The 12,907-nt window shown below is 54.7% G+C and carries 8 protein-coding genes; 3 read left to right on the top strand and 5 right to left on the bottom strand.

Annotation, left to right across the window (positions count from 1 at the left end):
* Window positions 1-150 precede the first annotated feature (150 nt).
* Window positions 151-2,004 carry a hypothetical protein gene (locus tag SH573x_RS18700; RefSeq protein WP_479349220.1) on the top strand — a complete coding sequence of 618 codons (1,854 nt, stop codon included), beginning with the start codon at window positions 151-153 and terminating at the stop codon, window positions 2,002-2,004.
* A 28-nt stretch (window positions 2,005-2,032) separates the two neighbouring features.
* On the opposite strand, the gene SH573x_RS18695 is transcribed toward SH573x_RS18700, so the two are convergent.
* The gene (locus SH573x_RS18695; protein WP_479349219.1) at window positions 2,033-2,647 is read right to left on the bottom strand and encodes a DNA-3-methyladenine glycosylase family protein; all 615 of its coding nucleotides are present in this window, start codon (window positions 2,645-2,647) and stop codon (window positions 2,033-2,035) included.
* Window positions 2,648-2,981: 334 nt separating this feature from the next.
* Between SH573x_RS18695 and SH573x_RS18690 the strand changes: the two genes are divergently transcribed.
* Together SH573x_RS18690 and SH573x_RS18685 are read left to right on the top strand one after the other, a co-directional pair.
* A complete protein-coding gene (locus SH573x_RS18690) occupies window positions 2,982-5,180 on the top strand; it encodes a PAS domain-containing sensor histidine kinase (protein ID WP_479349218.1) in 2,199 nt (732 codons plus the stop codon).
* A gap of 55 nt (window positions 5,181-5,235) precedes the next feature.
* On the top strand, window positions 5,236-6,396 hold the full coding sequence (locus tag SH573x_RS18685; protein ID WP_479349217.1) for a response regulator: 1,161 nt from the start codon (window positions 5,236-5,238) through the stop codon (window positions 6,394-6,396).
* 162 nt (window positions 6,397-6,558) lie between these two features.
* Here SH573x_RS18685 and surE read toward each other — a convergent pair whose 3' ends face one another.
* The 4 genes from surE to SH573x_RS18665 form a co-directional block, all read right to left on the bottom strand.
* A complete protein-coding gene (gene surE, locus SH573x_RS18680; RefSeq protein WP_479349215.1) occupies window positions 6,559-7,332 on the bottom strand; it encodes a 5'/3'-nucleotidase SurE in 774 nt (257 codons plus the stop codon).
* A 12-nt stretch (window positions 7,333-7,344) separates the two neighbouring features.
* Window positions 7,345-8,610, bottom strand: coding sequence for a tyrosine--tRNA ligase (gene tyrS / locus SH573x_RS18675; RefSeq protein ID WP_479349213.1), 1,266 nt, complete (start codon window positions 8,608-8,610; stop codon window positions 7,345-7,347).
* On the bottom strand, window positions 8,611-11,748 hold the full coding sequence (locus tag SH573x_RS18670; protein ID WP_479349212.1) for a valine--tRNA ligase: 3,138 nt from the start codon (window positions 11,746-11,748) through the stop codon (window positions 8,611-8,613).
* Window positions 11,749-11,928: 180 nt separating this feature from the next.
* Window positions 11,929-12,738, bottom strand: a complete 810-nt coding sequence (locus tag SH573x_RS18665; protein ID WP_479349211.1) for a sugar phosphate isomerase/epimerase family protein — start codon at window positions 12,736-12,738, stop codon at window positions 11,929-11,931.
* Window positions 12,739-12,907 lie beyond the last annotated feature (169 nt).

Raw genomic sequence — 12,907 nt, 5'->3', positions numbered from 1 at the left:
GCATACACGCCTCTTTTCACCCCGATTCGGTTACGACATCGTTGGTCGCTCGTGCATCGCTACTGCACAGCGAGTGATTGGATGTGAACGCTGTCGGCTTGTCAAAATCTCCGATATCGGATTACGGCTACGGTCGTGGGAGCAAGGAACATGAAATTGCAAAGACAATGGTTGATTGGTTTGTTGGCATTGGCCGGACTGTGGGCTCAGACCGGTTCAGTGACTTGGGCGCAAAACAAATTTGCACAGCGACCAATTCCTCAAAACATTCCATCCAGTGCAAATCTGAAAGCAGCGCAGGCGGAGGCTGGCAGTTTGTCGGCTGGGGCTAAAGATACGCTCAAGGCCATGGTTGACTACTATATGAGCAACATGACCGACCCCAGGAAGTCGGACTTCTATCGCAACAATTTGGAGAGCAATATCCGCCAGATCGTCTCGGCTGATGGCACTAAGGCTACCGCAGAGAAGGTCGTTGAGATAGCCAAAACGATCCTGACTCCAGATTCGAAGTTTCATCCCGCAGTGCGCATCAACACGATGCTGTTGCTAGCCAACTTGGAAGAAGGCGACCGCAATAGTCGCACACCATCGACTACAGCGGCATCCCTGCTGGCACCGATTGCATTTATGCCCAGCTATCCCTGCCACTTGCGATCGGTGGCCTTGATGGGCTTGGAGCAACACGTGCGGGCCCTGAAGCCTACGCCTCAGAATATCACCGATGTCGCAGCGCGTCTCGAGAACATCAACAGCAAGATGATCGAAATCATCGCCAGCCAGCCGGTATCGATTCCGGAAGAAAAGGCGCATTGGTGGATGGTGCGACGTGCTTACGATGTCCTCGATGCATCGCAAGACGTTTTGAATCAGATACCCGCCAAAGACCGTAAGACTCCGCCCTCGATACCCAAGTCCATGCAACAAGCTATGGACCTGTTCCTCGATCCAAACACCCTGCCTAGCGTTCGATTGAGCGCAGGTAAATATCTCACGCACTTCGATTTCAGCGCTCCCAAAGTCCTAACCGCGGACAACAATGTCGATGCGGCCAAGACTCTCGAAAACGAAATCCTGCGCTACAAGATGTTCGTCGGTGTCGCGTTGCTGTTGGATAAAGAAGTCGTGGGTTGGTACGAGGCCGAAAACGACAAGAACCGCATGCAATCCGGATCCATGGGCAGCGGCATGGGCGGCATGGGTGGAATGATGGGCGGCGGCGGCATGATGGGTGGTATGGGCGGCGAGATGATGGGCGGCGAAATGATGGGGGGCATGGGCGGCGGCAAGTTCGGAAGTGGCGGCGGCAGCGAAGGCGGCATGCCTGGCATGCGCGGCAGTGCTGACGGCCCCAAACCTGTCGACACTCAGACCTGGGATCTGCGTCAGAATCGCCGAAAGCTGAACATCTACTGCCAGTTAGCGCACGTGCTGCTCGAAGGTAATCAAGCCGAAGATGAACGCGACTACGATCCAGCCGGTCACGGTACGATGGAAACCGAACTGCCGACCCCTGAATCTGCGCGGGCTGGCAAGTTCATGATCGATGCGCTCGAAGAAGTGCAGACGATCATCAATGAAAAGACCCTCACGACCACGAGTGGCTTGATGAGTCGTGCCCGTTTTCAACTGACCAAGTTGCGCGAAGCCTGTGAGTTGATCGAACCGCTGCGCGAGCCAGCCAAACTCGACAATGTCGGAAAGCCGTTACCCAACGACAACCCAGCCGTGTTGGTGCCAGGCTTCCGAGAGCTATCGCCGCGTATGCAGTCGTTCAAGAAGGCTGATATGAGCGGCCAACTCGAATCACCAGAGGGCGAAGCACAGCCGCCGGCTGATGCCACCGGTGGTGCACCAGCTGGCGATGCACCAGCTGGCGATGCACCAGCTGGCGATGCACCAGCTGGCGATGCCGCTGCGGCTGGTGAAGCGGGGGCACCAGACGATGCCAAGCCTGATCAACCAGCTCAGCCAGCTCAACCCGGGACCGCACCTGGAAATTAAACTCAGTGATAACACACCGAGATTCATATCAGAGCTCCAACGATCGCCAGAGATACCAGCTGGCGATCGATGCATACGGTCTCCACGACTCTGCCAACTCTTCGATCTCCACAGGCTTGGGCAAGAGCTCGAGCCCATAGGACTTCTGGATCGCATTGCGAATACCCAAATCGCCCACGGGCAATACGTCTAAGCGACCGAGGGCAAAGATCATAAACATGTGTGCGGTCCACACACCAATTCCCTTGACCTGGATCAGTTCGGCTACCACTTCTTCATCGCGTTTGCGATTGATCGTCTTGAGATTCAACTCGCCCCGCCCCACGCGATCGGTCAGATCGATGACGTAGCTGGCCTTTTGCTGCGAAACACCGAGTTGACGCAGCGCCTGCAAATCAAGGCTGCTGATCGCTTCTGGACTGATTTTGTGAGGGTGAACGTGATCGACCAACCGTTGCAGAATCGTACGCGCGGCGGCGGTGGAGATCTGCTGCGACACGATTGAGCGGACCAGCACCTGATAGTAATCCCGCTGAGGTTTCAGACTGAATGGCCCAACCTGCCGGATAATCTCGCGCAAAACGCTATCCTTTCGGCGCAGTTGTTTACAACCCAGGCTGATTTGCTCGTCGCGTTTGGTCATGGGTCGAAACTCGATTCTGTTTGTGTCCTAATCCCACGTGGTCCGCGTCCCCGTGCTAATAACAAGCGGCGTTGATTCGCCAATCTTGCCTGGTGGAGGATCATCATATCCCAAAACACCGTCACGCTCGGTGCGCTAGTCGAGGGCACCTAAAGATATCCGCAGCAACCCACTCGTCCTGGTTCAGAAATTTCATCGAAGTAACCGATTTAGTACAACACTTGGAAGGAGCCCTTCGGCCTGGATCCAAGTCAGCTAACCGCCCCGCTGCATACGCCCTAAATTTCGCGTCGTTTTGTGGTGAGATCTTCGGGTTCTGGATTGGGTGGCGAGGATGACCAAACATTACGGTTGGGTCACAGCACTGGTACAAGACGTGACACCTACTCCAATCTTGAGCTGGGTGCACAAGCTAAGAGTACGTTCTCGCAACAACGCGAATTACAAGTCTGTAACAGAAACCCAGCTCAGTCAGATACTGACTTGGTTTGCAACCGATACCGATACCGCCATCGTACTGACCGATTCGCGAGCCATCATACAGTGGGTGAATCCGGCCTTCACCCGCTTAACGGGTTTTCAATCTTCTGAAGTCCTAGGTCAACGCGCTGGTCGAGCCCAACAGGGGCCCGAGACGTCACCGGACACGATCGAGCAGATGCGCAAAGCGATTCTGCGGGGCGAGCCTTGTAATGTGCAGTTAGTCAACTACACCCGCAGTGGAGACGCTTATTGGGTCGACATCGAATCGCGCCCCATCCGTAATCAGGCCGGTCACGTTGAACACATTATCTTTACTCAGAAAGACATTACCCAGCAGCGCCGTCAGACCGAGCAGTTGCAATCTGCCAAACAAGCGGCGGAACGGCTGGCCAATGATCTTGCAGCCAGTCGAGGTCAATTGCGCATGGCAGCCGATGCAGGTGGTTTGTCGCTCTGGGATTGGGACCTGGCCGGTGATCGGTTCTGGATTAGCAGCTTATGGATCCCAGTGGCCAATGAACAATGGATCCAGAACTGTGGCTTGCGAGATCTATTGACGCTCGCTCACGAAGATGACTTGCCGCGAATCGATCACACCATCAATCGCTTGCTCTCACACAACCCACCGCAAATCAATGAACAGTTTCGCATGCTCATCGCAGGCAAATGGCGCTGGGTAAACTTTCGGGGTGCGGTATCAGCGCATGATGCGGCTGGAAGGCCGACGCGTGTTAGTGGAACACTGCTGGATGAAACCGATCGCAAGTTGGCTGAAGAGCAAGCTCAGTCTCAGCGGGAATTAGTGCAGAGCGTCTTGGAACACATTCCGCATGCCGTGTTTTGGAAAGACGATCAGCGTCGATACATTGGCTGCAATGGACGCTTTGCCCAAAGTCTGGGATTGTCATCGGTCACGCAGGTTATCGGGAAAACCGATCACGAACTGCGCACCTCGACCAGCGAAGCGGAGATGATCGCTACCTCAGATCAAGAGATTGTTACACGTGGACGCGAAGTAATTGCGCAACAACAAACTATTTCTCTCCCGGACGGTGACAAGCGAGATTTGTTGATCAGTAAAGTACCGCTGCGCGACGCACGCGGCAAAGTCTTTGGCATGCTCGGGATTTTCAATGATATAACCGAGCAGCGCCGCATGGAAAAACAGTTAACCGATGCCCGTCAACTGGAATCGCTAGGACGCCTGGCAGCCGGCGTAGCGCATGAGATTAATACGCCCATGCAGTACATCAGCGATAACGTTGAATTCCTATCAGAGTCGACTTCGCAAGTCTTCGAGTTGATTGACAACGTTCAAGCCAGTATCGCCAACTTGAGAATCGATGGTCCCGATTCTGTGCGCTGTCCGGAACTGTCCAAGCTCAGCTCTGCTGGAAGCAAGTTGAGCTTCATTCGTGAACAAGTTCCCAAGGCGATCAGAGATTGCCTGGTCGGTTCGCGGCGCGTAATCGAGATTGTCACGGCAATGAAGGTCTTCACGCATCCAGGTACTTCATCGTATGTGCAGACTAACGTCAATGACCTGATTGCCTCAACCGCTTCCATTACTCGCAATCGTTGGAAGTATAGTTCGGAACTGGAATTGGATTTGGCGAAAGATCTCCCCATGATTCGCTGCTTGCCGACCGAAATAAATCAGGTGATGCTGAACCTGCTAGTCAATGCTGCCGATGCCGTGGTGGAACGCTTCGGAACCGGTGATCAGTTACAGGGGCGGATCGTGGTTCGGACGCGCCTCGCCCCTGGAGGCGTTACAATCGAAGTATTCGATAATGGTTGTGGTATTCCGGAAGAGAATCAAAGTCGGATCTTCAATCCATTTTTTACGACCAAGGACGTCGGCAAAGGCACTGGACAAGGTCTCACCTTGTGCTACGGCGTGGTATGCAATAAGCATGGTGGGACTCTTACCCTGGAGAGTCAGCCCGGCGAAGGGACCGTCTTTCGCGTATTTCTGCCCGACATTCCTTGCCCGGTGTCGACCGACGCGCCTGAACAATCGGTCCCCTCGAACGACTGTGTCTGTTAACACTCGAACCCAATGCCCCGACGGGCGGGGATTTATGTTCGCCAGGGAGATAATAGTGGAAACCAATTCCAACCCAAATCGCAACATTTTACTCGTTGACGATGAGCAAGCGATTTTGGATGGCATCGCGCGACGGCTGGGGACAGATTATCAACTAACGCTAGCCAACGCTCCGCTGGCGGCGTTAGACATGTTGGCCGCCGGCGAGAAGTTCGCCGTGGTTTTAACCGACATGCAGATGCCCGGCATGGATGGGCTCTCGTTCATTCGCCGAGCACGTGATGTCTCGCCCTCTTCTGTGTTTTTGATGCTGACCGGCAATCAGGACCTACCCACCGCCACGCGCGCTCTGAACGAAGGTCAAGTCTTCCGATACTTTACCAAACCCTGTGCCAGTGCTGACCTGCGCGCCGGATTGGATGCAGCTCTGCGGCAATGGGAACTATTGCAAGCTGAACGTGAGTTGCTGCAAAGGACCTTCGTCGGGAGCGTAAATATCTTGTGCGACATTATGGGGTACGCTCAACCTCTACTGACAATCGTCAATGAACGAATGCAACGGCTCGTGCGTTCCGCCTGTGCCAACATGGGCTGGCAGGCGCATTGGGAGTATATGGTCGCCGCCAAGTTGGCGCTAGTTGGTTTTGTCGTCATCAAACCCGAGGCCTTCGCGACCTTCATGTCCAGTACGGTTATCACTCCAGAAGACAAGCAGCTCTATCTGGGAGCATTGGATACCAGCGCCCGACTACTCAGCAAAATCCCGCGCTTGGAAAGAATCGCCGCGTTGGTTCATCAGATGCGCATGACCGACGGCGGGCTAATTACCAGTGGCGGTTTTGACGGAGCATGCGATATTGAAAACGGCGGCACGATGCTGGGACTGGCCTTGGCCCATGTCATCGGCACGCGCAAGTATGGTATCGACTTGGCCGCAAATCTGGCCACCGAGCAATTGTATGCCTCGCCCGATGCCAAACTGGTCACCATCTTCGATGAAGTCGACAAGAACTCTCGCGTCAGTCGCAATAAATCCAAGAAGCTTGCCCTAAGCGAGTTGTCGCCCGGCATGGTCTTGGCAGAAGATGTCTGCGTGAAAGGTGCCCACATGACCCTCCGCGCCGGCGATGTGCTGACCGACGTAGCCGTCGCCAACTTGCCCAACATCCCCGGCGTCCCACTGACCATGAGCATCATGGTCCCCGATATCGTTTAACAGAAACAAGGCGCTCGCTTAAGCCAACACATGCACGCGCCTACTCGCTCGCTCGCTCGTGCAGTCGCAAACCATATCGAGTACGAATACGAGTAGAAGTACCAGTAGTGACGCCTCCAATCTCTGGCGAGATCGGCTACCAAGTTGGGTCAGGCACTCGCTCTATGTCGTAATTGTCCAGGCATTCATCTCACCCAATGACGCTGCGTCGGAGAGATCGAATTTCAGTGGGGTAACTGAGATGTGACCATCGGAGACAATGGTCAAGTCGGTTGGATGCGCAGTGCGACGTGGTGGTGGATCATTGGTCGACCAATAGTAGTTGCGACCTTTGGGATCTTGGCGACAAATATAATGCTCGCCGTAACGCTCCACGCCCATCGGGACGCAATGCACTGAAGGATGACCACCTTCAGCGGCCAGCTTAACTGCGGCGGTGGGCAAGTTGATGTTGAACAACTGCGGAGGTCGGGTCTGTTGTTTAAGCACTTGCTGAATGATTCGGACCGCCAGCTTGGCAGCGTTATCGAAATCCGCATGGGCATCATACTCTAGCGAGACCGCAAAACTGTTCAATCGAAAGAAGGCACCTTCGATGGCTGCGGCTACAGTTCCAGAGTACAGCACATTAATGCCTACGTTCAGTCCGCCGTTGATGCCGCTGACAACCAGGTCAACCGGCGCGCCGATCAATTGACTGACAGCCAGTTTCACACAATCGGCGGGACTGCCTTCGACGGCGTAGCCGCGAAAGCGTTCGCCTTCGAAAATCTGTTTGCACAATAGCGGCGTAAGGTAGGTAATCGAGTGACCCACGCCACTTTGTTCGGTAGCAGGGGCAGCGATATGCACTTCACCAATCTTGCGCAGTTCGCGTTCCAGCGCTGCCAGTCCTGGTGCATAGATACCGTCATCATTGGTCAGCAGAATTCGCACTCAGGTTTACTCCTAAACAAAACGTAGTAGCGCATATTTCTTTTTGCCAGATCGCAGCACGATTACCGATTCACTGGCCAGGTCAGCGTCCGTCAGAGTGCGATCCAGTCCGCTGAGCGGCCGATTGTTGATGTAGGCGCCGCCTTGCTCGATCGTGCGGCGAGCCTCACTCTTGCTCGCAGAGAGCTTGGTGTCGACCAAGGCGTCGATCAGCAAATATCCATCTGCCAATCGAGTCTTGTTGACCTCCAGGCTAGGGACATCGGCAAAGATCTCCATTAGTTGCGCGTCCTTCTGATCCACAATCTCTCCGCCGCTGAAAAGCATACCCGATGCTTTGGTGGCGCTGTCTAATCCTTCGGAACCGTGAATGAACTCGGTTAACCATTCAGCCAGTCGCTGTTTGACCGGACGTGGATCGCTTTCAAAAGCGGCCGCTAGCGCATCCACTTCCTCTTTGGGCATGAGCGTTAAGTAGTTGATGCACTTCAACACATCGCGATCGTCAATGTTCTTCCAGTATTGATAGAACGCATAGGGCGAAGTGCGTTCGGGATCCAGCCACACAGTTCCCTTTTCGGTCTTGCCCATCTTGCGTCCATCGCTGGTCAGCAACAGGGGGCAAGTCAGTCCATGTAAGCTCGCACCATCCATGCGCCGCGCCAGGTCGATACCGGCAGTGATGTTGCCCCATTGATCGCTGCCGCCAACTTGCAATTGACACCCGTAAGTGCGCGACAAATGCACGAAGTCGAAAGCCTGCAGCAGCATATAACTGAACTCGGTGTAGCTGATGCCAACTCCCTCGCGCTCGATACGATTCTTGACGGAGTCTTTGGAGAGCATCACAGACACTGGAAAATTCTTGCCGACATCGCGCAAGAACTCCAGGTAACTCCATGGGCCGGTCCAATCGAGATTATTGACGATAATCGCAGCTGAGGCGCCGCTGAAATCGAGATAATGCTCCATCTGTTGGCGCAGGCCACGCACATTTGCTTCGAGCGCTTCCTTGGTTTGTAAGTTGCGCTCCTCGCTTTTGCCGCTGGGATCGCCGATCATGCCCGTCGCACCGCCCACGAGAGCGATCGGGCTGTGACCGTACGATTGAAAACGCCGCAGCATCATCAGCGGCAGCAGGCTGCCGACGTGCAGACTGGTGGCCGTGGGATCAAAGCCGACATAGACCTTTTGTGGTTTTGAAAGATACTCAGCCAGTTCTTTCTCATCAGTGCTTTGATGAATCAGCCCGCGCCACTTCAGTTCTTCGAGTATCATTTAGCCTTCCCGTTTAAGTTGCTTGAGCTTGCCGAGCGCCGCGGCCACGGTCACGCGCTGTTGTTCCAGTTCGGCTAGCGATGCACGTTCTTTGTCGACAACGTCCGCCGGTGCTCGCTCCACAAAGCTCGCGTTATTAAGTTTGGATTTTTTGCCTGCGATTTGCTTGTCGATGTTCTCGAGCAACTTTTCGTTGCGAACGATTTCTGCATCGACATCGATCAGCTTGCCCAAATCGACGATCACTTCGATGCCATCGGTGCTCAGTTGAGCAGCCATGTCGGGTACGACAGCTTTTGTATCCCAGGTGGCGACGGTCGCACCGGCAATCGCTTTGAAGAAACTCTCCATGGGCTTGAGCAACTCGATTGTGGCTGCATCGCACTGTAACTGAAAACTCAGTTCGGCTTTGGGTGGCAAATTTTGACGTGACCGAATTTCTCGTACCGCACCGAGCACGGCAGCAAACTTGGCGAATTGGCCTTCGATAGTTGTATCGCGATCAGACTGTCGAGCCGCCGGCCAGTTGGCGCGTATGATCCATTCCGCTGCCGCCTCCGTCTCGTCCAGCGATCGTCGCGAACCGAATTTAGCCAACTGCTGCCAGATGGCTTCAGTAATGAAGGGAGTCATCGGATGCAGCAGCCGCAGTAGATGATCGAGCACATGCGCAAGAATCAATTGCGTCGACTCTCGCGTTTGTGGATTGGCCAAACGAGGCTTGGCCATCTCCACGTAATAACTGCAGAACTCATCCCATGCGAAGTCGTTCAGTTGTCGAGCCGCATCGGCGAAGTGATAACTCTTCAACGATTCATCGACCATGTGTGTAGTTGTGGCGAGCCGGCTTAGAATCCAGCGATCTTCCAAAGGCAACTTGGCACGGTCGAGCGTTGCTCCCTCTGCCCCGGTGTAGCCTTCGAGGTTGATCATTACGAACCGAGCTGCATTCCAAAGTTTATTGCAGAAGTTACGCGCAACTTCAAACCGCTCGCTGACCACTGCCGCCTTGGGCAGCGCCTTGTCTTCAGCCGACTCTGCCCATTGAGTTGAAAAAGCTTGCTTGCACTTATCGCAATTGAGCTTGGGCAGCGTGCGGTTTTGTTTGGTTTGTGGATTGAGAGCTTCGCAGTGTGGGCACTCATACTGCACGGGCATACGCACGTCTTGCGTATCAGTCGTCAGCCGAGTCAAACCGAAACGCAGGGCATCGGCGCCGAACTTGTCGATGACATCGATCGGGTCAACGCCATTGCCTTTACTCTTGGACATCGTTTCGCCAAAAGCATCCAAGATTTTGGGGTGAATGAATACATCTTTGAACGGAACTTCACCCAAGTTGTTCAGGCCCATCAGCACCATGCGGGCCACCCACAGCGTGATAATGTCGCGACTGGTGATGAGCACGCTGGTTGGATAGAAGTACTCGAGCTCAGGTGTCGCCTCAGGCCAGCCCAAAGTCGAATGTGGCCAGAGCGCCGAACTGAACCAGGTATCGAGCACGTCTTGTTGCCGAGTAAAACCGGCTTGTTCCAGTTGTTTCTCGATCGCGGCGTCTTCACCTCGCAGGCAAACGTGCAACAGGTCGGGTTGTTCAAAATCAACTGCGATCGTGCCACTTGCGCCGGACGAAGACTTCTTCCATTTATCTGCCTCGCGCTGGCGCTCGGTATCAGACTCAAAGGCTCGCGTCCAAATAGGAATCTGATGCCCCCACCAGAGTTGACGACCAACTGGCCAATCGCGCTTTTCGCTCAGCCAATCCAGATAACCTTTGGCATAACGTTCTGGAAATATGCGAACGCGTCCGTCGGTAACGGCATCCATCGCGCTTTGCGCCAGTCGGTCCATGCGGACGAACCACTGATCGGCCAAGAATGGTTCAATCGGTGTCTTGCTGCGGTCGCTATGCGCTAGATCGATTTCGCGAGCTTCGATGCGATCCATCAGTTCGAGCGCTTCCATATCAGCCACAACTTTCTGTCGCGCTGCTTGAATGGATAATCCTCGATACTTACCGGCTTCGGCATTCAGCGTGCCGTCTGAGTTCAAGATGTTGATCATCGGAAGACCAGCCCGCAACCCGACTTCGTAGTCGTTAGGGTCGTGCGCCGGCGTGATCTTGACACAGCCAGTGCCCAACTCCGGCTTGGCCCATGCGTCGGCCACCAGCGGTACTTCGCGATCGATCAGTGGAACTCGAACCTTAACGCCCGCCAGCGCCATATCGCGTAGTTTCAGCATGTCGGGCAACATCGTCGTGCGGCGCTCCTGCAACTCTTCGAGTTGTTTTTCGATAGGAGCTTTTTCTTTGGCAGGGGCTGCCGCCAATTTTTCGCGCAGGGCAACTTCTGCTTGATCCAGGGCCGCAGCCGGATCGGGGTGCACGGCGATCGCCGTATCACCGAGCATGGTTTCGGGGCGCGTGGTGGCAATGGAGACAAACTGCGGACCGTCGACCTTGGCCCCGATGATCGGGTACCGCATGTAGTAAAAGTGACCCTTGACCACTTCGTGAAACACTTCGTCATCGCTAACAGCAGTTTGCAGATAAGTGTCCCAGTTGACCAAACGTTTGCCGCGATAAATTAGACCTTTGGCAAACAAGTCAAAGAAGGTTGCGCGCACAGCGCGAGCGCATGTATCATCCAGCGTGAATCGCGTGCGGCGCCAATCGCAACTGGCGCCCATGCGTTTCAGTTGCCCGAGGATGCGCGTCTCGTATTGATCTTTCCACTGCCAGATGCGGGCCACCAGCGATTCGCGGCCCAGGTCATGTCGCGTTTTGCCTTCGACTTCCTTTAATCGCTTTTCAACGACAGCTTGGGTAGCAATGCCCGCGTGGTCGGTACCTGGCATCCACAAGGCTTCGAATCCTCGCATGCGGTGCCAGCGAATTTGAATGTCTTGCAAAGTATTGTTGAGCGCATGTCCCAGGTGCAGCGCCCCAGTAACGTTGGGCGGCGGGATAACGATCGTAAAGGGCTTCTTGGCTGGCGTTACTTCGGCAGAGAAGCAACCCGCGGATTCCCACTGGGCATAGATGGCCGCCGAGGAGGCCTGAAAGTCAAACCGATTAGGAATGTCTGCCCCGGCGTCAGTGCCGGCAGGATCGTCCGAGTTGGTGGTGCTTGACATGACACTTGCTGGTAGGAGGCGAGTTCGAACTGTGGGCACTGGGCTGTGAAAGCTCTGTGCAAATGAAGTCACGAAAGCAATGTGCTTAAGATGGCACGGTGCTTATGACACAGAGAATTGTAGCGAAGAACCGCCAAATTCGTGACCAGGGGCTAGAAATTTGAAGTGGCTGATTTCAAATCAAATCGACTCGATCCATTCTTCGGCAGCCCGTTTGGCTTGGCCAAGCACATGCTGATACGAGAAATGTTCCAGCTCTTCACCCAGCAACTCGACTTCGTAGTAGCCGCTGTAGCCACCGCGTTGGAAGATTTGCAAAATCTCCGGCAGTGGCAAGAATCCATGGCCCAAAAGGCAGCGATTCTGCTCGCCCATCGGTGCATGTTTGGCGTCGCCCAGTTGGACCAGGCGCACGTAGGGGACGATCGACTCCAGCCAAGTCAGCGCATCGCAATCTTGGCCGAGGTGATAACAATCGAACACCAAGCCCAGATTATCGCGAGCGATCGAGGCGATAATGTCCAGGCACTGGGGCACCGTGTTGATGAACGTCCAGTCGTGGGAGCAGCCGATATGCATTGGCTCCAAAGCCAATTGAACTCCGACGGCTTCCGCCGCTTCGGCCAGTTCCTTCAAGGCGGCTCGCAATAGGCGGTGCGCATGATTGCTAGTATGGCCACTACGACCGCCAGCTAGTACGACCACACACTCAGCTTGCAGGTCAGCCGCCAGTTGGATTGCGTCCAGTCCGTCGTGCAAGCTATCGCGATAACTGCGACCATCGCTGCCGGTAAAGCCGCCGATCCATTGCAGGGACGAGATCGACATATTATTGTCGCGCAGCAATTCCGCCGCTTTCTCTTCGCCGTAATCTGCCAGCTTGGCTCGCCAAATACCGATGGCGTTGTAGCCTTCGGCGCGATAGTGCAATACATCTTCTTCGAACGACCATCGAAACGTCGACAACTCGTTAACAGACAAACGCAACATCCAGTGCGACCACCTGTATGAAAGGGTTCTGCCGAACGGCAATCCGTATGGCGAGTTTGATGGGGACGAGGCAGGCGAGCAACGGTTGTGCTCCGTGCATTAGCCGGGTGGCTATTGTTAGAAACTTTCCGCGTCGTGTAAAGCTGAATCTTGGCGCCTAGCATGAAAG

It is taken from the genome of Rania fehmarnensis (assembly GCF_056494185.1).
This window is presented reverse-complemented; position numbering and strand designations above follow the sequence as displayed.